This window comes from Microbacterium plantarum, from assembly GCF_035231185.1.
Lineage (GTDB): Bacteria > Actinomycetota > Actinomycetes > Actinomycetales > Microbacteriaceae > Microbacterium > Microbacterium plantarum.
In genome coordinates this window covers 1,800,837-1,823,882 of sequence record NZ_CP141117.1, presented here as the reverse complement: position 1 = coordinate 1,823,882, position 23,046 = coordinate 1,800,837, and the positions used below count along the sequence as shown (strand labels likewise).

At 70.2% G+C, this 23,046-nt stretch carries 17 protein-coding genes and 1 pseudogene; 14 read left to right on the top strand and 4 right to left on the bottom strand.

Features of this window, described 5'->3' with window-relative positions:
- The first annotated feature begins 92 nt into the window (after positions 1-92).
- Together VC184_RS08760 and VC184_RS08755 are read left to right on the top strand one after the other, a co-directional pair.
- Entirely contained in the window at positions 93-1,535 is a 1,443-nt protein-coding gene (locus tag VC184_RS08760) for a gluconokinase (protein WP_274178002.1), read from the top strand.
- An 8-nt stretch (positions 1,536-1,543) separates the two neighbouring features.
- On the top strand, positions 1,544-2,500 hold the full coding sequence (locus VC184_RS08755) for a phosphoglycerate dehydrogenase (protein WP_274178001.1): 957 nt from the start codon (positions 1,544-1,546) through the stop codon (positions 2,498-2,500).
- Here the strand turns inward: VC184_RS08755 and VC184_RS08750 are convergent.
- Positions 2,475-3,170 carry a FadR/GntR family transcriptional regulator gene (locus tag VC184_RS08750; protein WP_114589581.1) on the bottom strand — a complete coding sequence of 232 codons (696 nt, stop codon included), beginning with the start codon at positions 3,168-3,170 and terminating at the stop codon, positions 2,475-2,477. The two genes, VC184_RS08755 and VC184_RS08750, sit on opposite strands and share 26 nt — an antisense overlap.
- 163 nt (positions 3,171-3,333) lie before the next feature.
- On the opposite strand from VC184_RS08750, the gene VC184_RS08745 reads away from it, so the two are divergent.
- The 6 genes from VC184_RS08745 (at position 3,334) to mfd (ending at position 11,811) form a co-directional block, all read left to right on the top strand.
- Positions 3,334-4,722: a GntP family permease gene (locus VC184_RS08745; protein WP_274178000.1), complete on the top strand. Its 1,389-nt coding sequence runs from the start codon at positions 3,334-3,336 to the stop codon at positions 4,720-4,722.
- A gap of 40 nt (positions 4,723-4,762) precedes the next feature.
- A complete protein-coding gene (locus tag VC184_RS08740; protein WP_112618007.1) occupies positions 4,763-5,530 on the top strand; it encodes a glucose 1-dehydrogenase in 768 nt (255 codons plus the stop codon).
- 15 nt (positions 5,531-5,545) lie between these two features.
- Positions 5,546-6,559 carry a zinc-binding dehydrogenase gene (locus VC184_RS08735; protein ID WP_274177999.1) on the top strand — a complete coding sequence of 338 codons (1,014 nt, stop codon included), beginning with the start codon at positions 5,546-5,548 and terminating at the stop codon, positions 6,557-6,559.
- Positions 6,560-6,870: 311 nt separating this feature from the next.
- Positions 6,871-7,509, top strand: a complete 639-nt coding sequence (locus VC184_RS08730) for a 50S ribosomal protein L25/general stress protein Ctc (RefSeq protein ID WP_323985791.1) — start codon at positions 6,871-6,873, stop codon at positions 7,507-7,509.
- A 65-nt stretch (positions 7,510-7,574) separates the two neighbouring features.
- Positions 7,575-8,156 (top strand): aminoacyl-tRNA hydrolase, encoded by a 582-nt coding sequence (pth, locus tag VC184_RS08725; protein WP_323985789.1) that lies wholly within the window; start codon positions 7,575-7,577, stop codon positions 8,154-8,156.
- A 58-nt stretch (positions 8,157-8,214) separates the two neighbouring features.
- The gene (gene mfd / locus VC184_RS08720; RefSeq protein ID WP_323985788.1) at positions 8,215-11,811 is read left to right on the top strand and encodes a transcription-repair coupling factor; all 3,597 of its coding nucleotides are present in this window, start codon (positions 8,215-8,217) and stop codon (positions 11,809-11,811) included.
- A gap of 31 nt (positions 11,812-11,842) precedes the next feature.
- Here mfd and VC184_RS08715 read toward each other — a convergent pair whose 3' ends face one another.
- The 3 genes from VC184_RS08715 to VC184_RS08705 form a co-directional block, all read right to left on the bottom strand.
- Positions 11,843-13,282: a basic amino acid/polyamine antiporter gene (locus VC184_RS08715; protein ID WP_112618011.1), complete on the bottom strand. Its 1,440-nt coding sequence runs from the start codon at positions 13,280-13,282 to the stop codon at positions 11,843-11,845.
- Between the two features lie 73 nt (positions 13,283-13,355).
- Positions 13,356-14,714 carry an NADP-specific glutamate dehydrogenase gene (gene gdhA / locus VC184_RS08710; RefSeq protein WP_112618012.1) on the bottom strand — a complete coding sequence of 453 codons (1,359 nt, stop codon included), beginning with the start codon at positions 14,712-14,714 and terminating at the stop codon, positions 13,356-13,358.
- A 78-nt stretch (positions 14,715-14,792) separates the two neighbouring features.
- The gene (locus VC184_RS08705) at positions 14,793-17,465 is read right to left on the bottom strand and encodes a phosphoenolpyruvate carboxylase (RefSeq protein WP_323985786.1); all 2,673 of its coding nucleotides are present in this window, start codon (positions 17,463-17,465) and stop codon (positions 14,793-14,795) included.
- A gap of 117 nt (positions 17,466-17,582) precedes the next feature.
- Between VC184_RS08705 and VC184_RS08700 the strand changes: the two genes are divergently transcribed.
- From VC184_RS08700 to VC184_RS08675, 6 genes and pseudogenes are all read left to right on the top strand, one after another.
- A complete protein-coding gene (locus VC184_RS08700) occupies positions 17,583-18,242 on the top strand; it encodes a MazG family protein (protein ID WP_323985784.1) in 660 nt (219 codons plus the stop codon).
- 31 nt (positions 18,243-18,273) lie between these two features.
- Positions 18,274-19,530: a histidine--tRNA ligase gene (locus VC184_RS08695; protein WP_323987751.1), complete on the top strand. Its 1,257-nt coding sequence runs from the start codon at positions 18,274-18,276 to the stop codon at positions 19,528-19,530.
- A gap of 76 nt (positions 19,531-19,606) precedes the next feature.
- A pseudogene (locus tag VC184_RS08690) lies at positions 19,607-20,302 on the top strand (SGNH/GDSL hydrolase family protein); the annotation flags it as partial.
- 144 nt (positions 20,303-20,446) lie between these two features.
- On the top strand, positions 20,447-21,124 hold the full coding sequence (locus tag VC184_RS08685; RefSeq protein WP_112618045.1) for an O-methyltransferase: 678 nt from the start codon (positions 20,447-20,449) through the stop codon (positions 21,122-21,124).
- Positions 21,125-21,222: 98 nt separating this feature from the next.
- A complete protein-coding gene (gene eno / locus VC184_RS08680) occupies positions 21,223-22,503 on the top strand; it encodes a phosphopyruvate hydratase (protein ID WP_274177992.1) in 1,281 nt (426 codons plus the stop codon).
- Between the two features lie 31 nt (positions 22,504-22,534).
- Positions 22,535-23,005 (top strand): FtsB family cell division protein, encoded by a 471-nt coding sequence (locus VC184_RS08675; RefSeq protein ID WP_240309863.1) that lies wholly within the window; start codon positions 22,535-22,537, stop codon positions 23,003-23,005.
- Positions 23,006-23,046 lie beyond the last annotated feature (41 nt).

The following is a 23,046-nucleotide window of genomic DNA, read 5'->3' as shown; positions in this document are numbered from 1 at the left end:
TTTCTCCTCGGGGTGTCCATCGTCGGCCGAATGATCATATCATTGAGTCTCGGCGACGCTGCTGCCCGCCGGACACCCGACGATGGGCCCCTATGAAGATCCTCGCTCTCGAAGCCAGCACCACCTCGGCGAAGACCATGCTCTTCGACACGGACACCGGCGCGGTCGCCGTTCGCAGCCGCCGGTTCGAAGTCGATGGGCCCGATTCGGCCGTCCGAGATGCCGACGCGATCTACATCCAGCTCATGGCCCTCGGTCGCGAGGCCGCAGCCGGCCAGCGGATCGACCTCATCGTGCTGAGCGGCACGTGGCACGGCCTCACCCTTCGCTCCGACGACCTCTCGGCGGTCACCCCGGTGATGGAGTGGCCCTACACCGGCGCGCAGGACCTCAGCGCCGCCCTCCGTGCGGACGACGACTTCACGTGGTGGTTCTACGAGCGCACGGGCTGCATGGTCAATGCCATCTATCCCGTGTTCAAACTTCAGCACCTCCGTGCGCAGGGGCTCGACATCGACGGGCTGCTGGCCCTCGACCAGGCCAGCCTCATCTTCGCTCGGATGACGGGTGAGGTCTGGACGAACGATTCCCTGGCCTCAGGCAGCGGGCTGCTCTCCGCCACCGATGCGACGTGGGACAGCGAGGTCATCGACCGGTTCGATCTCGGTCGCGTCCGGCTGCCCGAGCTGCACGAGACCACTGCCACGGCGCCCCTGTCGGCCGAGGCCGCGGTGCTCCTCGGACTCGCCGCGGGCATCCCGGTGCTCACCCCCGGCCCGGACGGCGGCTTGAACCAGATCGGCGACCTCGCGACCGAGCCCGGCGAGATGACCTTCTCGATGGGGACGAGCGGCGCCCTCCGCGTCGCGTCGCGTCATCCGGCGTTCTCGCCCACGCTGAGCACCTGGTCGTACCGCTCGCCGCTCGGTGCGCTGAGCGGCGCAGCGACCTCGGGATGCGGCAACTGCGTCGACTGGGCGCGCGACCGCCTGTTCGGGGCTTCGACCGACTACCTCGACATCGAGCCGTCGCTGTCGACCGACCGGGTCGACCTGCCCGTCTTCCTGCCCTTCTTGTTCGGCGAGCGGAGCCCGGGCTGGCAGGACCAGCGCCGCGGCGGCTTCGTCGATCTCGCGCCGGCACACTCGCGCGTGGACATGTACCAGTCGGTGCTCGAGGGCATCGTGTACTCGCTCTACCACTGCTACAAGGAGCTCACCGCCCTCGGTGGGACGCCTCGTCGCATCGTCCTCTCCGGCGGCGTCCTGTCGTCGCCGTTCTGGACGCAGCTCACGGCCGACGTGTTCGGGGTCGAGATGCAGGTCTCGGCGCAGCAGCACACCTCGATCGTCGGTGCGGTGCGGATGGGGATGCTCGCGAGCGGGCTCGACCTGCGGCATCCGGCCTTCGACGACGTCGAGGTGCGGACGATCACGCCTCGTGAGCAGCACCGAGATCGATACGACGAGGGGTTCGCCCGGTACCTCGATCAGTATCAGCGCACGGTGCCCGGATCGTTCGAGGCAGTCCGATGAAGGTCCTGGTGACGCCGACGTCTCTGTGCCGCGACCCGCACGGCGCATCGCTCCGCCGCCTCCGCGAGCAGGTCGGCGAGGTTATCCTCAATCCTCACGGGCGGCCACTCACGGCGGCGGAGCTCATCCCGCTCGTCGCCGATGTCGACGGCATCATCGCCGGGCTCGACGAATACGACGGGGCCGTCTTCGCGGCCGCGCCCCGATTGCGTGTTCTCGCTCGCTACGGGGTGGGTGTCGACCGGGTCGACCTGGACGCCGCCGCGTCGAGAGGCGTCATGGTCACTCGGACTCCCGGCGCGAACGCGATCGCGGTCGCCGAGCTCGCGATCGGCCTCGTGCTCGCCGCAGCGCGGGGCATCCCGCGGCTCGACGAGGCGGTGCGTGCGGGGGAGTGGCCGCGCCTCGAGGGCAAGGAGCTCACGGGCACCACCGCGGGGGTCGTGGGCTTCGGCGCCATCGGCCGCCTGGTCGCCGAGCGTGCGCGAGGGCTCGGTATGGAGGTGGTCGCGTACGACCCGATGCTGCCCGACGAGGCGTTCGCGCAGGCCGGGGTCGAGCGGGTCGGCATCGACGAGCTGTGCCGCCGCAGCGATGTGGTGAGTCTGCACGTCCCGCTGCTGCCCGAGACCCGTCATCTGCTCGATGCGCGCCGACTGAGCCTGCTGCCGCCGGGAGCGATCGTCGTCAACACCGCGCGAGGCGGCCTGCTCGACGAGGCCGCGGCGCGCCGCGCACTCGACGAGGGGCGCCTCCACGGGGTCGCCGTGGATGTCTACGAGACCGAGCCGCCGTCCAGTTCGCCGCTCGTCGGGCATCCCGGCGTGGTGGCGACGCCGCATGCGGGAGGGCACACGAGCGGTGCCGTGCAGCGAATGACGGATCAGTCGATCGATGCGCTGCTGGCGGCGCTGCGCGGCGAGCAGCCCGACGGCCTGGTCACACCAGCGCCCGGACCTCGCTGAGGACCGCGTCGACGTAGCCACGGGTGTGGCGCTCCGCACCGTCGGCGTCGCCGCGCGCGATCGCCGCGGCGGTGCGCACGTGGTTGTCGAGCGCCGCTTCGTAGGGGATCGCGGGAGTGAGTCCCACGTCGGAGCGCCCGGCGATGACGGCGGCGATCGCCGCCTTGTTCGCGGCGAGCATGAGGTTGCCGCTCATGTCGAGGATGAGGTCGTGGAACTGGATGTCGACCTCGAGGTACTCCGGCGATGCGCCCTTGCCGCTGCGACCGAGCTCCTCGAGACGCGCCGCGAGGCCGAGGAGCTGCGAGCGCTGCACGTCGGTGCCGCGCTGGGCGGCCAGTCGTGCGGCGATCGGCTCAACGGCGGACCGCAGCTCGTTCACCACGACGATCTGGTGGTCGCGGCGCGGTGATGCGAGCTGCCAGCCGATGAGGCGGGTATCGAGCGCGCTCCACTCGTTCGTCGGCGTCACGGTGAGACCGACGCGTCGGCGCGACGAGAGCATCCCCATCGCCTCCAGCACCCGAACCGCTTCGCGGATGACGGTGCGGGAGACCCCGAACTCGGCTTCGAGGTCGGCCAGAGTGCACACCGATCCGGGGGCGAGTTCGCCCGAGGCGATGCGCAGGCCGAGCGCGTCGAGCACGGATCCGTGGGATGCCTGCGCCATGACGCCTCCGATAAATACGATCAGTGGTTGTAAAAAATACGATCATTGTGCGAGGATCGCTCTGCTCCGCTGCCGTGGCACGGGGCAGCTCGAATCCTAACGCGGGACGATCCGCGGGGCTCAGCCCTCGGTCGTCCGCTTCCCGACATCAACGGAGATACCGATGGAAGACTGGACCCAGACCCTGGGTGCCGGACCGCTGCTGCTCATCGCAGTCGGCGCGATCGCCCTCATCCTGTTCCTGATCATCGTCTGCAAGGTCCACGCCTTCCTGACGCTGATCATCGTCTCGCTGCTCACCGCGTTCGTCGCGCAGGTGCCGGTCTCGGCGATCGCGAAGACGCTCACCGATGGATTCGGTGGGACACTCGCCGGAGTCGCCCTCCTCGTCGCCCTCGGCGCGATGCTGGGCAGGCTCATCGAGCACTCCGGCGGCGCCAAGGCGCTCGCCGACAAGTTCGTCGAGGTCTTCGGCGAGAAGCGAGCACCCTTCGCGCTCGGCATCGCCTCGCTCATCCTCGGCTTCCCGATGTTCTTCGACGCGGGCCTGGTGATGATGCTCCCGATCATCTTCGCGATCGCCCGCCGCGTCTCGAAGGCGAACGTCCTGCTCTTCGGCATCCCCGCCGCCGCGGCGTTCTCCGTCATGCACGTCTTCCTGCCGCCGCACCCCGGCCCCGTCACGGCGACCGAGGCGTACGGAGCCAACCTCGGTCTCGTCCTTCTCCTCGGCCTCGTCGTCGTCTTCCCCGTCTGGTACGTCTCCGGTTACCTGTGGGGCAAGTTCATCGCCGCGCGCATCCCGCTGCCGGTGCCGGCTCTCTTCGGCGAGAAGGATGACGACCAGCCGGCGAACCCGCCGCGTCCGCTGACGATCGTCCTGCTCCTGCTCCTGCCGATGTTCCTCATCTTCATGAACACGGGGCTCACGACCCTCGCCTCCGCCGGCGCCGTGTCGACGGACGACCTGTGGGTCCAGGTGCTGGTGCTCCTCGGCAACTCCTTCGTGGCTCTGCTCATCACCGTCATCGTCGCGACCTTCGTGCTGGGCACGCGCCGCGGCGAGAACGGCACGGCGCTCGAGAAGGTCGTCGACTCGGCTCTCGGTCCTGTCGCCTCGGTCATCCTCATCACCGGCGCCGGCGGCATGTTCGGCGGCGTCCTGCGCGCCTCGGGCATCGGCGACGCGCTCGCCGACACGCTGTCCGACCTCGGCCTGCCGATCATCGTGGCCGCATACGTCATCGCCGTCATCATCCGCCTCGCGCAGGGGTCGGCCACCGTCGCTCTGGTGACGGCAGCAGGCCTCGCGGCGCCGGCTGTCGCTGCGGGTGACTTCAACCCGCTCCAGGTGGCCGCCATCGTCCTGGCCACCGCGGCCGGCTCGGTGTTCGCCGGACACGTCAACGACTCGGGCTTCTGGCTCGTGGGCCGCCTCATGGGCATGGACGTGAAGACGACCCTGAAGACGTGGACCGTGCAGCAGGCCATCGAGTCCGTGACCGCGTTCGTGCTCGTGCTCGGTCTGTTCGGGCTCGCGTCCCTCATCTGAGCCGCTGCTGACGGCTCTGCCCTGACGTTAAGGAGTTCCGATGTCCTCTCTGTTCGATGTGACCGGACGCGTCGCCCTCGTGACGGGCTCGTCGCGCGGGCTCGGGCGCTCCCTCGCGCTCGCGCTCGCCCGCGAAGGCGCACGTGTCGTCGTGCACGGCCGTGATGCCGAGGCGGTCGAGCGCACGCGGCGTGAGGCCGCCGAAGCCGGTTCGCCGGAACCGGTGGCGGCGGTCTTCGACGTCACGGATGCCGCTGCCGTCGAGGCGGGGGTCGCGGCCATCGTCGCCGAGGTCGGGGTGCCCGACATCCTCGTCAATAACGCGGGGATCCAGCGGCGGGCCCCCTTCGCGGAGTTCTCGGTGTCCGACTGGGACGAGATCGTCGCGGCCAACCTCAACGGCGTCTTCTACGTCGCGCGCTTCGTGGCCCCGGGAATGGTCGAGCGCGGGTCGGGGAAGATCGTCAACATCGCCTCGGTGCAGTCGGCGCTGGCGCGCCAGACGATCGCGCCGTACTCGGCGACCAAGGGCGCGGTAGCGCAGCTCACGAAGGGGATGGCGGCCGACCTCGCTCGACACAACGTGCAGGTGAACGCGCTGTCGCCCGGCTACTTCGCGACCGAGATGAACCGCGCCCTCGTCGACGACGCCGATTTCAGCGCGTGGCTCACGCAGCGCACCCCGGCACAGCGCTGGGGCGACTTCAGCGAGCTCGATGGGGCCCTGCTCTTCCTCTGCTCGGATGCCTCGAGCTTCGTGTCGGGGCAGAACATCTTCGTCGACGGCGGCATGACCGCCGTCGTCTGATCCGGAAGGACCGCCATGCGCGCAGCGCACATCCATGGAAAACAGCACATCGAGATCTCGGACGTCCCCGAGCCGTCGCCCGGCGAGGGAGAGGTGCGGATCCGGGTGGACTTCGTCGGCATCTGCGGGTCCGACCTCCACTACTACTACGAGGGTGCCAACGGGGCTTTCGTCGTGAGGGAGCCGCTGATCCCGGGGCATGAGCTCAGCGGCCGCATCGATCTCGATCCGACCGGGGAGTGGGAGTCCGGCACGCCCGTGACGCTTCACCCCGCCACCTTCGGCCGCAAGGTCGAGGCGATCGCCGACGACCCGCACCTCTGGCCGGGCGGAGCGTATCTGGGCAGCGCCTCGACGACGCCGCACACCCAGGGCGCCCTCGCCGAGCTCATCGTCGCCGATCGGTCCATGGTGCGACCCCTCCCGCCGACGCTGCCGGTCCGTCGTGCCGTGCTGGCCGAGCCGCTCGCGGTCGCCCTGCACGGGCTGAGCAAAGTAGGCGACGTCGCGGGTGCGCGGGTCCTCGTGACCGGTGCCGGGCCGATCGGACTGCTCGCGGTGGCAGCGGCGACCGCTGCCGGGGCGGCGGAGGTGCACGCCACCGATGTGCTGGCAGGACCCCTCGACCGTGCGAGCCGACTCGGCGCGACCCGAACGTTCGACGTCACCACGGAGCAGCCCCCCGCCGACGCCTACGACGTCGTGCTGGAGTGCTCGGGCGTCGCGGCGTCGGTGTCCGCCGCGTTGCGCGCCGTGCGGCCGGCGGGGCGCGTCGTACAGGTCGGCATGGTCCCCAACGAGCCGCGACCGGTCAACCTGGCGCCCTTCATCTCCAAGGAGGTCGTCTACGTCGGCACGTTCCGCTTCAAGGACGAGATCGACGAGGCGGTGCGCCTCCTCGACGAGCGACCCGAGATCGAGCAGGTGATCACCCACGTCGTCGACGCCGCCGACATCGTCGAGGCGTTCGCGACGGCGAGGGACTCGGAGGCGTCCGGCAAGGTCGTCGTCGCGGTCTGGCCCGCCTGAACTCGACACGAAAGCGCGAGGCTGACGGAGACGATCGACCCGAGCGTCATCGCTCCGATGACCCACAGAAGCACGTGAGAGAACCAGCCGTATTCCATTTTTCCTCCGGGCGTAGACGACGTCTCACCCACCCTACCCAGCGCTGGTAGAGTAGGGGTGTACTTCGGCGAGGGATGCCGCGTGCCCGCTGTGCGGGAACCGGGATCCGTGATCGACGAGGGTGTGTGCAGGACGTTTCCTCTCCACGCGCTCGCGTTCGCGTCGAACCCGCATACCGCTGAGCAGGGCCCCGGGCCCACAAGGAGAAACGCATGTCCATCGAGACCGACACCAAGGTCGTTGCAGAGACGCGCACCAACTTCGGCAAGGGCTTCGCCCGCCGTCTGCGTGCCGCCGGTCAGATCCCCGCCGTCATCTACGGGCACGGCACCGACCCCGTGCACGTCGCCCTGCCGGGCCACCAGATGCTGCTGCTCGTCCGCCGCGCTAACGCCGTCATCGAGCTGACCATCGACGGCAAGGAGCAGCTGGTCCTCGTCAAGGACGTCCAGCGCGACCCCGTGCGCCAGATCATCGAGCACATCGACCTCCTCGTCGTGAAGAAGGGCGAGAAGGTCCAGGTCGACGTTCCCGTCGTCGTCACCGGCGAGCCGTTCTCGGGCACCATCGCGACGCAGGACGCGTCGTCGATCACGCTCGAGGTCGAGGCCACCCACATCCCCACCAACGTCGAGGTCGACGTCGAAGGCCTCGAGGACGGCGCGCGCATCACGGCCGCCGACCTGACGCTGCCCCGCGGCGCCACGCTGGTGACCGACCCTGAGACGCTCGTCGTCGCCGTGTCGGTCCCCGCAGCGACGCTCGCCGCCGTCGACGAGATCGAGGCCGCCGACGAGGCGACCGCCGCCGAGCAGTCCGACGAGGCTGAGGGCGACGAGAAGTCCGAGTAATACTCACCCCTGCGGAGCCCGTTCTCACCTCGTGAGGACGGGCTCCGTCGTTCGAAAGGCGCGCCATGGCGGATACCTGGCTCATCATCGGTCTCGGCAATCCGGGGCCGCGCTACGAGGCGACCCGGCACAACATCGGCCAGATGGTCATCGACGAACTGGCGAGCCGGCGCGGTGAGACGCTTCGTTCGCACAAGGCCAACTCCTGGGCAGCCGAGTCCTGGCTCCGGCCCGGTGCTGCCAAGATGGTGCTGGCCAAGCCGAAGACGTTCATGAACGTCTCGGGAGGCCCCGCGGCTGCGCTGGCCTCCTTCTACGGCGTCGACCCGGACCACGTCGTCGTGGTCCATGACGAGCTCGACATCCCCTTCGACACCATCAAGCTCAAGACGGGCGGCGGCCACGGCGGCCACAACGGCGTCCGTGACATCGCCAAGGCGCTCGGCACCCCCGAGTTCGCGCGTGTCCGCGTCGGGATCGGGCGGCCCACGGGGTCCCAGGATCCGGCCGACTGGGTGCTCGACCCCTTCTCGGCGACCGAGCGCAAGACGCTCGGCATCCTTGTCTCGGATGCTGCGGACGCGGTCGAGGCGGTCGTGGGTGATGGTCTCCTCGCCGCGCAGCAGCGCTTTCACGCACCGCGCTGAGCACGCTGCCCGGGCACGGCGAGGCGCCCGTGTCGGCGGCCGGCGGTAGGCTTCTGTGGTGACAGTTCCCGGGATCGTGCGCGCCCTTTCGCAGGCTGACTCCTTCCGGGAGGCGGTGACATCCGGTGCGGTCGGCAGCGTCGACTACTCGCTGGCCGACGGCCTCGACGCCCCGCTCCTCGCCGCGCTGCTCGAGCAGCGCCGGAGCGAGGGCCGACCCGCTGTCGTCCTCGCCGTCGCGCCCACCGGTCGTCGCGCCGAAACGCTCGGTGCTGCGCTGCAGTGTCTCGTCCCCGAGGCCGAGATCGTTCACTTCCCCGCCTGGGAGACCCTGCCGCACGAACGTCTGAGCCCGAGCCCCGAGACGGTGGGGCGTCGGCTCGCCGTGCTCCGCCGTGCAGCGGCCCATGATGGCGGCACGCCGTTGATCATCACCGCCTCGGTGCGCGCCGCTCTGCAGCCGCTTGCCGCGGGCCTGACCGACGCCGAGCCGATCTCGCTCACGGTGGGCACGCGCGGGAGCGACCTCGAGCAGGTCGTCCGCCGTCTCGTCGAACTCGCCTATCACCGTGTCGACATGGTCTCCCGCCGCGGCGAGTTCGCCGTGCGCGGCGGCATCCTCGACGTCTTTCCGGCCGCGGCCGACCACCCGCTGCGCATCGACTTCTTCGGTGACGAGGTCGACCAGATCCGCGCGTTCTCGATCGCCGACCAGCGGTCGCTCCCGGGCGAGGTCGAGAAGGCCGAGCTGCTTCCGGCCCGCGAGCTGCTCCTGACGCCGGCCGTCCGCGAGCGCGCTGCGGCGATGGCGCCGACGTTCCCCAGCCTGACCGGCATGCTCGAGAAGATGTCGCAGGGCATCCCCGTCGAGGGGATGGAGTCGCTCCTGCCCGCGCTGGCGGAGGGGGTCGTGCCGCTCGTCGACTACCTGCCCCGAGGCTCCGCGATCGCGCTGGTCGATCCCGAGCGCTCGCGCACTCGGGCGCGCACGCTCGGCGAGACGAACCGTGAGTTCCTCGAGGCGGCGTGGAGCGCGGCCACCGCCGGGGCGGACAGCCCGGTCGATCTCGGCGCGGGCGACTTCCTGACGCTCCCCGCGCTGCGCGAGGCGATGCGTGAACGCTCCGGCGTGTGGTGGACGCTCAGTGCGTTCGACTCGGGAGCAGCGGATGCCGCGGACGAGGGGCTGACCGACACGGGCGACGACCTGCGCATCGACGGCAGTGCGGTGCCGTCTTTCCAGGGCAACGTCGACGGCGCCACTGCTCATATCGGTGACCTCCTCTCGCGCGGCTGGCGCGTCGTGGTGTGCGCGTCCGGTCCCGGGCTCGTCGACCGTGCCCGCGACGTGCTCGCCGAGCGCGGCATCGCCGCACGTACGAGCGATGGGGTCGCCGAATTGGCCGACGAGGCCGTCGCGGTCTGCGTCGTCGCGTCGCTCGAGCGCGGCTTCGAGTCGGCGGAGGCGAAGCTCGCCGTCCTGACCGAGAGCGAGTTCTACGGGCGCACGATCGGCAGTGACGGCCGCGTGGTGAAGAAGCTCGCGACACGACGGCGCAACGTCGTCGATCCGTTGCAGCTCAAGCCCGGTGACGTCGTCGTCCACTCGACCCACGGCATCGGAAAGTTCGTCGAGCTCGTGCAGCGCGAGGTATCGAGTGGCGGACGCAACGCGGTGAAGACGCAGCGCGAGTACCTCGTGCTCGAGTACGCGCCCGCCAAACGCGGCTATCCCGGCGACAAGCTCTTCGTGCCGACCGATCAGCTCGACCAGCTCTCGCGCTATGTCGGTGGTGAGGCGCCGGTGCTCTCGAAGATGGGCGGCAGCGACTGGGCGGCCGCGAAGGGCAAGGCGCGCAAGGCCGTTCGTGACATCGCCGTCGAGCTCGTCAAGCTGTACTCGGCCCGCATGGCGTCGAAGGGTCACGCGTTCGGGCCCGACACCCCGTGGCAGCGCGAGCTCGAAGAGGCGTTCCCGTTCGCGGAGACGCCCGACCAGCTGCAGACGATCGACGAGATCAAGGCCGACATGGAGAAGCCGATCCCGATGGATCGCCTGCTCTCGGGCGACGTCGGGTTCGGCAAGACAGAGGTCGCCGTCCGCGCCGCGTTCAAGGCGATCCAGGAGGGGAAGCAGGTCGCGATGCTGGTCCCGACCACGCTTCTCGCGAAGCAGCATCTCGAGACGTTCACCGAGCGCTTCGCCGGATTCCCGGTCAAGGTGCGCCCCCTGTCGCGGTTCCAGACTGCGAAGCAGGCCCGCGAGACGGTCGACGGGCTCGCCGACGGCACCGTCGACATGGTCATCGGCACCCACCGCATCCTGACCGAGAAGGTCGCCTTCAAGGATCTCGGGCTCCTCATCATCGACGAGGAGCAGCGGTTCGGTGTCGAACACAAGGACTCGCTGAAGAAGCTGAAGACCGGCGTCGACATCCTCGCGATGAGCGCGACGCCGATCCCGCGCACGCTCGAGATGGCCGTGACCGGCATCCGCGAGATGTCGACCCTGGCGACCCCGCCCGAGGAGCGGCATCCGATCCTGACCTATGTCGGACCCCGCAGCGACAAGCAGATCGCGGCGGCCATCCGACGTGAGCTGCTGCGCGAGGGCCAGGTGTTCTTCGTGCACAATCGCGTGCAGTCGATCCAGCGGGTCGCGGCGCAGCTCGGTGAGCTGGTGCCCGAGGCGCGCATCGCCGTCGCGCACGGCCAGATGGGGGAGCACCAGCTCGAGCAGGTCGTGGACGATTTCTGGGAGCGGCGTGCCGACGTCCTCGTCTCGACGACGATCGTCGAGACCGGACTCGACATCTCGAACGCCAACACCATCATCATCGACCGTGCCGACAAGTACGGACTGAGCCAGCTGCACCAGCTGCGCGGCCGGGTCGGGCGCGGGCGCGAGCGCGCTTACGCGTACTTCCTGTACGACGAGAACAAGCCGCTGAGCGAGACCGCCGCCGACCGGCTCGAGACGATCGCGGTCAACAACGACCTCGGCTCGGGCATGCAGGTCGCGCTGAAAGACCTCGAGCTGCGTGGCGCGGGCAACCTGCTGGGCGCCGAGCAGGCCGGTCACATCGCCGGTGTCGGATTCGACCTCTACCTGCGGATGATCGGCGAGGCCGTCTCGACCTTCCGGGGCGAGGAGGTCGACGGGCCGGCCGAGCTGCGGCTCGAGCTCCCCGTGGCGGCGCGCATCCCCGAGGACTACATCGACAGCGAGCGCCTGCGCCTCGAGGCCTATCAGAAGCTGTCGGCTGCGGCAGCCGTCAGCGCGAAGGATGACGCGATCGATCTCGTCGTCGAGGAGCTGACCGACCGGTACGGCCGCCCGCCGGCCGAAGTGGAGGGACTGCTCGCGGTCGCTCGTCTGCGTCGTCGGGCCGCCCAGTCGGGGCTCACCGACGTCGTCGCGATGGGGCCGAACCTGCGGGTCGCGCCGGCGCGCCTGCCCGAGTCGATGCGCATCCGACTGCAGCGGCTGTACCCCAAGGCCAAGCTCCTCGCCGGCGGCGAAGCCCTCGTGGTCCCGCTGCCGACGGCAGGCGGCACCGTGCTCGGCGATGCGGATCTCATCGCCTGGACGGGTCAGCTGCTCGAGCAGCTCTTCCCCGTCGCCGCGCCGACGACGCCCGCCGCGACGTCCTGACGCGTCTCGGCCTCCTCGTCGGGGGCGCGCGTCAGAGGGTGATGCGACCGGTCGCCAGCAGCACGACGGCGCACACGGCACCGAGCACCGACGCGCCGAAGATCACCCATTCGATGCGCGTGAAGACGCGGGCTCCGGCGCGCCGACGCGCCGCGGCGAAGAGTGCTGTGCCCGGCACGATGATCAGCAGCGAGAGCAGGAGGTAGTGCGCTCCGGCAGCGATCAGGAGGAACGTCGTGTACGCCGTCGCGATCACGGCGACGACGAGGTCGCGCATCCGCGCACGATCGCCCGGGCGATAGGTCTCGCCGGTGACGGTGAGCTTGAGCGCGTACCCGGCCGAGAGGACGAACGGGATCAGCACGAGGACACTCGTCAGATCGAGTGCCACCGAGAACGCGTTCTCGGCGAAGAGGACCACGACCAGCAGCACCTGCACCAGCGTCGTCGACAGGAGGAGCGCACCGACCGGCGTGTCGTCGGCATTGGTCCGCGAGAGGAATCTCGGGAGATCGCCCGACCGCGACGCCTCCAGCAGGACCTCCGCGGCCATCAGGGTCCACGACAGGTACGCGCCGAGCACGGCGACGATGAGGGATGCGCCGATGAAGACTGCACCGGCCGGGCCGACGATCGTCTCCAGGACTCCGCCCAGCGACGGCTCGGGCAGAGCGGCGATCTCCTCCCGCGGCAGCACGCCGAACGAGACGATGGTCACCGACGCGAACACCGCAAGCACGCTGAGGAAGCCGAGGAGGGTCGCGCGGCCCACGTCGCGGCGCGACCGGGCGTGCCGCGAGTTGACGCTCGCGCCCTCGAGACCGATGAAGACGAAGACGGTGACGAGCATCGTGGCGCGGATCTGGTCCCACAGCGGAGCGCCCGACGGGCCCGCCCAGTTGGCGGCGAACACCGCGGGATCGAAGACGGTGGCGCAGAGGATGACGAACACGACGATCGGCAGCGTCTTCGCGATGCTGACGACGCGGTTGACGGCGGCCGCCGATCGCACTCCGCGGCGGATCAGGATGAAGAACAGCCAGAGCCCCGCCGAGGACACGGCCACGGCTGCCACCGTGTCGCCTGCGCCGAGGGCCGGGAACACCGCTCCGAGGGTGGAGGTGATGAACACCCAGTAGAAGACGTTGCCCGCGCACGCGCTGGCCCAGTAGCCGAACGCCGAGAAGTATCCGAGGTACCTCCCGAAACCGGCTCGCGCGTAGCTGTAGACACCCGCGTCGAGATCCGGCCGACGATTGGCCAGAAGCTGGAACGCGAAGGCGAGCGCGAGCATGCCCCCGCCCGCGACCGCCCACGCGATGAGCGTCCCGGCGACCCCGGTCTCGGCCGCGAAACCAGCGGGGAGCGAGAACACGCCCGCTCCCACCATCGACCCGATGACGAAGGTCGACAAGGTGAGCATCGACACGGTCGCCGGGCGGGCTCCGGGGCGCGTGAGAGCGGACTCCATGGGGGAGGAGGGGTCGGAAGGCACGGGGTGAAAGCCTAACCCGGCTCGCACCCCGCCCGGCCCCGCGGCAGCGTCAGATGACGCCCTGGGCGAGCATCGCGCGTGCCACGCGCTCGAACCCGGCCGCATTCGCCCCGACGACGTAGTCGCCCGGGTGGCCGTAGCGCTCCGCGGCCGCGAATGCGGCGTCATGGACGTTCTTCATGATCTCGCGGAGCTTGTTCTCGCTGTCGGCGAAGCCCCACCGCTGGCGCGACGCATTCTGGCTCATCTCCAGCGCGGATGTCGCGACACCGCCCGCGTTCGCCGCCTTACCGGGGCCGAAGAGCACTCCGGCCGCACGGAACGCATCGACAGCCTCGGGGGTCGAGGGCATGTTGGCTCCCTCGACGACGACCCGGACGCCGCTGTCGACGAGCGCGCGGGCGTCGTCTCCGTCGAGCTCGTTCTGCGTCGCGGACGGGATGGCGACGTCGACCGCGGTGCGCCACGGGCGGCCACCTTCGATGAACGTCGCGCGGGGCCGGTGATCCAGGTACGCCGAAATGCGTCGGCGGTCGATCTCCTTGACCTGCTTGAGCACGGCGAGGTCGATCCCGTCCTCGTCGACGATGGTGCCCGACGAGTCGGATGCCGTGATCGGGGTCGCACCGAGCTGGTACGCCTTCTCGATGGCGTACGTCGCGACGTTGCCCGAACCCGACACCGCGACGCGCTTGCCCTCGAGCGAGTCGCCCGCGACGGCGAGCATCTCCTGCGCGAAGAAGACCGCGCCGTAGCCCGTCGCCTCGGTGCGGACCTCGGCCCCGCCCCACTGCACGCCCTTGCCCGTGAACATGCCCGACTCGTGGCGGTTGGTGATCTTGCGGTACTGCCCGAAGAGGTACCCGATCTCGCGCGCACCCACGCCGATGTCGCCGGCCGGGACGTCGGTGTGCTCGCCGAGGTGGCGGTACAGCTCGTTCATGAACGACTGGCAGAAGCGCATGATCTCGGCATCCGAGCGACCGTGCGGGTCGAAGTCGCTGCCGCCCTTGGCGCCGCCGATGCCCTGACCGGTGAGGGCGTTCTTGAAGATCTGCTCGAAGCCGAGGAACTTCACGATCGACAGGTTCACGGTCGGGTGGAAGCGCAGCCCGCCCTTGTACGGTCCGAGCACTGAGGAGAACTGCACGCGATAGCCGCGGTTGACGCGAACGGTGCCGGCGTCGTCGAGCCACGGCACGCGGAACATGATCTGTCGCTCGGGCTCGACCAGACGTTCGAGGATGCCGTCGCGCGCGAGCTCGGGCTGGACCTCCACGACCGGCGCGATCGCCTCGAGCACCTCGTGCACGGCCTGCTGGAACTCGGGCTCGTGCGGATTGCGCTGGAGGACGGTGTCGAAGACCGGCTGAACGGAGGAGGGCAGGGGAGCGTGGTGTTCGGTCATGGTGGAGCTTTCTGGCCGAGCGGGCGGGACCCGATCCACGCTAGCGGGCACGACGGTGCGCGCCCGGCCATATGACGATCACCCGGTGTTCTGGAGGCCCGCCGCGACGCCGTTGACGGTGATGAGCAGCAGGCGCTGCCACTCGGGCGGGGTGGGTGCGTCCTGCTCGGTCGAGCGGAGCACACGCAGCGCCCGCAGCTGCAGGAGCGAGAGGGCGTCGACGTACGGGCTGCGCATCTTCACGGCGCGCTGGAGCACGGGCTTGTTGGCGAGCAGACCGTCGCCTCCCGCGATGCGCACGACCCAGTCGCGGGTGAGCAGCATCTCGTCGACGACGAGCTGTGCGAGATCATCGCGGTCGGCGAGCGCGAGGTGCCGACGAGCCATGCGCGGGTCGGCCTTCGCGAGGCTCATCGCCACGTTGTCGATGACCGTGCGCAGCAGGGGCCACTGCTGGTACGCCTCACGCAACAGCGCTTCGTCTCCGACCGCCTCGAGTGCGGTTCCGAGCCCGAACCAGCCCGCGAGGTTGATACGCGCCTGCGTCCAGGCGAAGACCCACGGGATCGCGCGCAGGTCTTCGAGCGACTCGACGGACAACCCGCGGCGCGCCGGGCGCGAGCCCAGGGCGAGGAGGCCGATCTCCTCCATCGGCGTGACGGCGGCGAACCACGGGGCGAACCCGGGTGCCTTCACGAGGGAGAAGAAGCGCTCGCGCGAGGCGGCATCCATCGTCGCCGCCACGTCGGCATACCGCTCGGCGGCTCGGCTGTTGCGCTCTTCGATCGACGGCGCGGAAGCGAGCAGGATCGCGGCGGCCACCTGATCGATGTGGCGCAGGGCGATGTCGGGGTCGCCGTAGCGGGCGAAGATGACCTCGCCCTGTTCGGTGAGCTTGAAGCGACCGTCGACCGAGTGCGGCGGCTGGGCGAGGATGGCGGAGTTGGCGGGCCCGCCGCCGCGGCCGAGAGCGCCGCCGCGGCCGTGGAACAGAGTGAGCTCGATGCGCTGCTCCTGCGCCCATGCGGCGATGCGTGCCTGCGCCTCGTAGAGGGCGAGGTTGGCTGCGACCGGTCCGACGTCCTTCGACGAGTCGGAGTAGCCGAGCATGACCTCCAGGCGCCGGCCGGTGGCTTCGAGGCGCGCGGCGAACGCCGGGTGGTCGACGATCTCGGCGAGGATTCCGGGAGCTGCCTGCAGATCGGCGAAGGTCTCGAACAGCGGGATGACGTCGAGGACCGGCGGGGTCCCGTCGGGACCGACGGCGTGACGCGCGAGGGCGTGCACGTTCGCGAGGTCGTCCGCCGACTGCGTGAACGACACGATGTAGCGGCCCGCGGCCCGCGGGCCGAAGCGCTTCTGCACCTGCGAGATGGTGCGGAAGACCTCCAGGACCTCGTTCGCGAGATCGCTCAGCTCGCCGCCCGCCTCGCACTCGGCGAGAACCTTGGCGTGGACGGCGGAGTGCTGCCGGACCTCGAGCTCCGCGAGGTGGAAGCCGAAGGTCTCGACGGCCCAGATCAGCTGCTGGAGCGCGCCGAAGGCCTGGCGCTTGGCGCCGGCCTCGTCGAGCGAGCTCTGCACGACACGCAGGTCGGCGAGGAACTCCTCGGGGTCGCTGTAGGCGAGGTCGGCGTTGCGCGCACGGGTGGCGCGGATGCGGCGTGCGAGCAGCATCATGACGCGCTTGTGGTGCTCCCCGGGGGCGCGCTTCACGGCGTCGGCGGCGCCCTCGTCGTCGGACGCGGCGAGGCGATCCCACAGTGCTCGCAGCGCGGGACTCGGGGGCGTCGTGTCTCCCGACATGGTCAATCCGCGGCCGACGCGCTCGGTGCTGCGCTCAAGGCCGAGGAGCACGTGCTCGGCGGCGATGCCGGCGGCCTTCTTCGTGACCGACGCGGTGACGAAGGGGTTCCCGTCACGGTCGCCGCCGACCCATGTACCCAGACGCACGAACGGCGCCACCACCGGGGGACGGCTGCCGGCGACCTCGCCCTGCAGGGCGTCGTCGAGACGACGGTAGACCAGCGGGATCGTCGTGTAGAGGGTGTCGTCGAACACGGCCATGACGGCGCGGACCTCGTCGGTCGGCGTCGGCTTCTCGGCGCGCAGCGGCGACGTGCGCCAGAGCGTGTCGATCTCCTCGAGCATGCGGCGGCGGGCCCGTCGGTGCTCGGCGCCACCGGCAGCGGAGTTCTCGAGCGTCTCGAGCAGGGTCACGAGCCTCCGGATGCTCTGCGAGACCGCGCGGCGACGTGCCTCCGTGGGGTGCGCCGTGAAGACGGGGTGGAAGCGCAGTTCGCGCAGCCGGCGCGCCGCTTCGTCCTCGCCCACCTCGGACGACAGCTGCGCGTACGCGGCGGGGATCGAGTCGCTCGCGCTGTCCTGATCGGAGATGCCCGCGCGCTCGCGCAGGAGGCGCACGCGCTGGTGCTCCTCGGCCAGGTTCACGAGGTGGAAGTAGACGGTGAAGGCGCGTGCCACCTCGTCCGCACGCGCGACGCTGAACGACTCGGCGATGGCTGCCGCGCGCTCGAATGCCTCGGGGGAGTCGTCGGTGTACGCCTGGATCGTGGCGCCTCGCAGGCGTTCGACGTCGTCGAAGAGGCCGGGCGAGCCGCTCTCTCGCAGCACCTGGCCCAGCATCGAGCCGAGCATCCGCACGTCGGCGCGCATCGCCTCGGGGATCTCCTGCTCGGCCTCGTATCGGCCGACGAGATCGATGGCTTCGGTTCGGGTCAGCTCGCGCATGCCTCCAAAGTACTGGCACGCGCGACCGCGCTTTGACACGGGCGTCACACACGCGCCGTCGGCTGCCGCTGTGTTACGGCGGGGCTAGCCTGGGACCGTCCCGTACGAAGGAGCCCGATGTCCGATCCGCTGCGTGACGCCGCCGAGACGATGCGCGCCGTGCGCGACCGATGCGTGTGGACGGCGCAGATCTCCCATCGCGATCTCGTCCCGTACCTCATCGAGGAGTCGGCGGAGGTGGTGGATGCCGTCGAGGCGGGCACGGTGGACGACCTCCGGGAGGAGCTCGGAGACCTGCTGTGGCAGGTGCTCTTCCACGCTGAGATCGCGTCGCGTGCGGCATCCGATCCGTTCGACATCGACGACGTCGCCCGGGGTCTGACTGAGAAGATGGTGCGGCGGCATCCCCACGTTTTCGGCGACGCGACGGCCGAGACTCCCGAGCAGGTGCTCGTGCTCTGGAACGCCGCGAAGTCGGCCGAGAAGCGTGCGCGCACGAGTTTGCTCGACGGAGTGTCCGCCCACATGCCGACGCTCGCCCTGGCCCAGAAGATGCTCGCCAAGTCGGAATCCGTCCTGTCGGCCGCACCGGCGCCACCCGCGGAACCGCCCGCCGACGAAGCCGGGCTCGGTGACGCGCTGCTCGCGCTCGTCGCTCACGGCCGCGCCCAGGGCTGGGATGCCGAGCGCGCCCTGCGCGAACGACTGCGCACCCTGGGCGCCGACATCCGCGAGGCCGAGGGCACCAGTGGCGCCGCCGCCGACCTGGAAGGATAGGACGGTGCCCACCGTGAACCCGCCGCGCGGCATGCGCGACTTCCTTCCCGCCGACAAAGCCCGCCGCGAGCGCGTTCTCGCCGTCGTCCGCGAGCGCTACCGAGCGCACGGCTTCGACGAGATCGAGACACCCGTCATGGAGGAGTACGGACGTCTGCACGCCGGAATCGGCGGCGACAACGAGAAGCTCGCTTACAACGTGCTCGCGCGCGGACTCGACGCCGACGGCATCCGTGCCGCGGCGGACGACCCTGCCGCGCTCACCGATCTGGGGCTGCGCTACGACCTGACGGTGCCGCTCGCCCGCTTCTACGCCTCGCACCGTGCCGAGCTGCCCACGGTGTTCCGCGCGATCCAGATCGCGCCGGTGTGGCGCGCCGAGAGGCCGCAGAAGGGTCGCTACCGGCAGTTCGTGCAGTGCGACATCGACATCATCGGCGACGCGACCTCGCGAGCGGAGACCGAGCTGATGACGGCGAGCCTCGACGCTCTCGACGCGCTCGGGCTGACCGGTGCGTCGGTGCGCATCAACGACCGGCGCGTGCTCGATGCGATGCTCGCGACGTTCGGGTTCGCCGAGTCCGAGCGCCCGGGAGTGCTCATCACGATCGACAAGCTCGACAAGCTCGGGACGGACGGCGTCGTAGCCGAGCTGCGCGAGCGTGGTGCGACCCCGGCCGCCGCGGACGCGTTCGAGGCGTTCCTTCGCCGCCCGCAGTCGGATGCCGCGGCCTTCGACGCCGACGGCATCCGCTCGCGACTTCCCGAGGGCGTGGGCGACCACGTGATCTCGCACCTCGTCGGCATCGGCGAGGCCGTGCGGTCGGCGCGGGGCGGGTCGACCGAGGTGCCGCTCGTCTTCGACCCGTTCCTCGTGCGGGGCATGGGCTATTACACCGGCACGATCTTCGAGCTGGCGCACCCCTCGGTGTCGTATTCGCTCGGCGGGGGCGGCCGCTACGACGGCATGATCGGCCGGTTCCTCGGCTCGGACGTGCCGGCCGTGGGCTTCTCGCTGGGGTTCGAGCGGCTCGTCGACCTGCTGGGCTCGTCGGCGGGCGATGACCGCACCGGCGTCGTGCTCGTCCACGATCGTGACGTGCCGCTGCCCGAACTCCTCGCCGCGAAGGCACACCTTCTCGCGACCGGTTCGCGGGTGCGGCTCGAGCAGCGCCCGAAGAACCTCAAGGCGCTGCTCGAGCGCGCCGCTGCCGACGGCTACGCCGCCTTCGTCACGCTGCGTGCGGGGGAGGACGTCGGATCGGTCGAGCCACGCCCGATCGGCTGAGGGACTCCCGACGTCGTTCGCGCGAGCGTCGGATAGTCTTCCGCGCCCGTTCACTCGACGATGTTGTGCTGGCGTCATGACCACACCTGTCGTGCGCATCGCCGCGGCCGTCGGCGGCGCCGTTCTCTCGGCTGGAGCCGTCGCGCTGGCCTCGGGCGTCGTGCTGGCACGGCAGGCCGCGCTCGCGCGAGAGCGAATCGGCAAGCCCCTGGGTGAGCTCGCCCTCGACGCCGACCGGCTGTGGCGCCGCTCCTATGCGGGCGAGCCGGTGCGTCTGGTCATGCTCGGCGACTCGCTCGCCGCGGGCCTCGGGGCCGAGCGTCGGAAAGACACTCTCGGCGGACGGCTCGCGCGCGGACTGGCGAAGCGGGCGCGCCGCCCCGTGCGGCTCCGGACCGGCGCCGTCGTGGGCGCGGAGTCCTCGACGCTGCCGGACCAGATCGCAGCACTCGGCGACGATGCCGCAGCCGATGTCGCGGTGATCGTGGTCGGCGGCAACGACGTCACGCACCGCATCCCCGCCGCTGACGCGGCTCGCAGCCTCGCCGACGCCGTCGAGACGTTGCGCGCTCGGGGGTGTGCGGTCGTGGTGGGCACCTGTCCGGACCTCGGGGCCCTCCGACCGGTCCCGCAGCCGCTGCGGAGCTTCGCATCGCGGGCGTCGCGGGCGCTCGCGCAGGCTCAGGAGACCGCGGCGCGGGCAGCCGGCGCGCGGGTCGTCTCACTCCGCCGCGCTGTGGGACCGGTGTTCGTCGACAATCCGGACGAGATGTTCTCCCTCGACCGATTCCACCCGAGCGCACTCGGGTACCGGCGCACCGCTGACGCGCTGCTCCCGGCGGTCGCCGCCGCCCTCGACGAGGTGATGGCGGAGCGGATGCTGGCGCGCGCGGACGCCGTGCGGTTGGCTGAGAGCATGACGACCGACCCCACTCCCGACAGCTGGCGGCGTACCGACGCGTACCTGACGGCGACTCTCGTCACGCCCGATCCGGATCTGGATGCCGCCCTCACCGATCAACGCGAGGCCGGGCTTCCCGCCATCGAGGTCTCACCGCTCAGTGCCAAGCTCCTGCAGCTGCTCATCCGGATCGGTGGCGTTCGGCGGGTCCTCGAGATCGGCACGCTCGGCGGCTTCTCGACGATCGCGATGGCGCGCGTCCTGCCGGCGGACGGACGGCTGCTGACCATCGAGGCCGAGCCCCGGAACGCGGAGGTCGCCCGAGCGAGCATCGCGCGCGCCGGCGTCGACGACCGCGTCGAGGTGCGCGTCGGACGCGGCGCGGACGTGCTCCCCGACGTCGACGAGGAGTTCGATCTGGTCTTCATCGACGCCGACAAGGAATCCAACACGATCTACCTCGATCACGCCGCGCGGCTGACCCGGCCCGGCGCGATCGTCGTCGTCGACAACGTCGTGCGTGCGGGCCGCGTCAGCGACCCGGCGACGGAGGACGAGCAGGTGGCCGGCACCCGCCGAGGACTCGAGATGCTCGCCCGTGATCCGCGCTTCGAGGCGACCGCGCTGCAGACGCTCGATCTCAAGGGCTGGGACGGGCTCGCGATCGCGCTGCGAGTCGACCCCGCGTCATAGTCCCGGCAGACCCGGTGGCGGCGGCTCCGGTCATCACTAGACTCAGAGTGGACCGACGACGCTCCACGACTCACCCTCCACAAGCAAGGAGTACCCCTGTGGCACTGATCGAGGCTGTAGGCGCACGCGAGATTCTGGATTCGCGTGGCAACCCGACCGTCGAAGTGGAGGTGCTCCTCGACGACGGCATCGTCCAGCGCGCGGCCGTCCCCTCCGGCGCATCCACCGGCGCGTTCGAGGCGTACGAGCTCCGCGACGGCGACAAGAGCCGCTACGGCGGCAAGGGCGTGCTCAAGGCCGTCACCGCCGTTATCGACGAGCTCGGCCCCGCCATTGAGGGCGTCGACGCGAGCGAGCAGCGCATCATCGACGAGATCCTCATCGAGACCGACGGCACCGAGAACAAGTCGCGCACCGGCGCGAACGCCATCCTCGGCGTCTCGCTCGCCGTGGCCAAGGCGGCCGCCGATTCGGCCGACCTGCCGCTGTTCCGCTACCTCGGTGGCCCGAACGCGCACGTCCTGCCCGTGCCGCTGTTCAACGTCATCAACGGCGGCGAGCACGCCGACAACGGCATCGACATGCAGGAGTTCTTCCTCGCGCCGATCGGCGCCGAGACCTTCAGCGAGTCGCTGCGCTGGGGTACCGAGGTCTACCACGTCCTCAAGGGCGAGCTGAAGGCCGCCGGCTACGCCACCGGTCTCGGCGACGAGGGCGGCTTCGCGCCCGACCTGCCCAGCAACCGCGAGGGCCTCGAGTTCCTCGTCAAGGCGATCGAGAAGGCCGGTTTCAAGCCCGGCTCCGAGATCGCCCTCGGCCTCGATGTCGCGGCGACCGAGTTCTTCAACGACGGCGTCTACCGCCTCGACAATAAGGACTGGAACGCCGAGCAGCTGACGGACTACTACGTGCAGCTCGTCAACGACTTCCCGATCGTCACGATCGAGGACGCCCTCGCCGAGGACGACTGGGACAACTGGACCGCCCTCACCGAGAAGCTCGGCGACAAGGTGCAGCTGGTCGGCGACGACCTCTTCGTCACCAACCCGGCGCGCCTGGCCGACGGCATCCGCCGCCAGGCCGCCAACTCGCTGCTGGTGAAGGTCAACCAGATCGGCACGCTGTCCGAGACGCTCGACGCGATCGCGGTCGCTCACCGTGCGGGCTACACGACGATGCTCTCGCACCGTTCGGGTGAGACCGAGGACACGACCATCGCCGACCTGTCGGTGGCGGTCAACGCCGGTCAGATCAAGAGCGGCGCGCCCGCGCGATCGGAGCGTGTGGCGAAGTACAATCAGCTTCTGCGCATCGAGGAGGAGCTGGGTGACGCCGCGGAGTTCATCGGCCGCGCTGCGTTCCCGCGATTCCAGGGCTGATCTGCGCTGAAACGTGACGAGAGGGGGAGCCGTGGTCAAGACGACGGCTCCCTCTCCTCGTTCCCGGCGGCGGGTGGACGTCCGCGAGTGGATGGGCGGCATCCGCGTGTCGGGCTTCGCCTTCATCATGCTCGGGCTCGTCGTGCTGGCCGCGTGCGTGCTCGTCCCCTCGGTCAGCACCTACCTCGATCAGCGCGCTCAGATCGCAGCGCTGGAGGAATCGGTCCGTGTCAGCCAGGAAGAGGTCGACGCCCTCTCCGCGGAGCGCGAGCAGTGGCGTGATCCGGCCTTCATCATGACGCAGGCGCGCGAGCGCCTGTACTACGTCCGTCCCGGCGAGGTCGTCTACCTCATCGACGACGATCTGCCGGCATCCGCCCTGCCCGATGATCCGGCCGCTGTCTCGAGCGACGTCGAACGCACCCGCACCGACTGGATGTCGCAGTTCGTGCGCTCGGTCGTGACCAGCGGATCCGCTCGAACGGCAGCCACCGGCCCCTGAGCACCGCTGCCGTGCCGCCCCAGGAGTCGGCCAGCGGCGGA

What these genes read in the sequence shown, in the direction of transcription:
- VC184_RS08760 (WP_274178002.1), top strand. Translation starts at nt 93, where the DNA reads ATGAAGATCCTCGCTCTCGAAGCCAGCACCACCTCGGCGAAGACCATG.
- VC184_RS08750 (WP_114589581.1), bottom strand. Translation starts at nt 3,170, where the DNA reads ATGGCGCAGGCATCCCACGGATCCGTGCTCGACGCGCTCGGCCTGCGC.
- VC184_RS08745 (WP_274178000.1), top strand. Translation starts at nt 3,334, where the DNA reads ATGGAAGACTGGACCCAGACCCTGGGTGCCGGACCGCTGCTGCTCATC.
- VC184_RS08740 (WP_112618007.1), top strand. Translation starts at nt 4,763, where the DNA reads ATGTCCTCTCTGTTCGATGTGACCGGACGCGTCGCCCTCGTGACGGGC.
- VC184_RS08735 (WP_274177999.1), top strand. Translation starts at nt 5,546, where the DNA reads ATGCGCGCAGCGCACATCCATGGAAAACAGCACATCGAGATCTCGGAC.
- VC184_RS08730 (WP_323985791.1), top strand. Translation starts at nt 6,871, where the DNA reads ATGTCCATCGAGACCGACACCAAGGTCGTTGCAGAGACGCGCACCAAC.
- pth (WP_323985789.1), top strand. Translation starts at nt 7,575, where the DNA reads ATGGCGGATACCTGGCTCATCATCGGTCTCGGCAATCCGGGGCCGCGC.
- VC184_RS08715 (WP_112618011.1), bottom strand. Translation starts at nt 13,282, where the DNA reads ATGGAGTCCGCTCTCACGCGCCCCGGAGCCCGCCCGGCGACCGTGTCG.
- gdhA (WP_112618012.1), bottom strand. Translation starts at nt 14,714, where the DNA reads ATGACCGAACACCACGCTCCCCTGCCCTCCTCCGTTCAGCCGGTCTTC.
- VC184_RS08705 (WP_323985786.1), bottom strand. Translation starts at nt 17,465, where the DNA reads ATGCGCGAGCTGACCCGAACCGAAGCCATCGATCTCGTCGGCCGATAC.
- VC184_RS08700 (WP_323985784.1), top strand. Translation starts at nt 17,583, where the DNA reads ATGTCCGATCCGCTGCGTGACGCCGCCGAGACGATGCGCGCCGTGCGC.
- VC184_RS08695 (WP_323987751.1), top strand. Translation starts at nt 18,274, where the DNA reads ATGCGCGACTTCCTTCCCGCCGACAAAGCCCGCCGCGAGCGCGTTCTC.
- VC184_RS08685 (WP_112618045.1), top strand. Translation starts at nt 20,447, where the DNA reads ATGACGACCGACCCCACTCCCGACAGCTGGCGGCGTACCGACGCGTAC.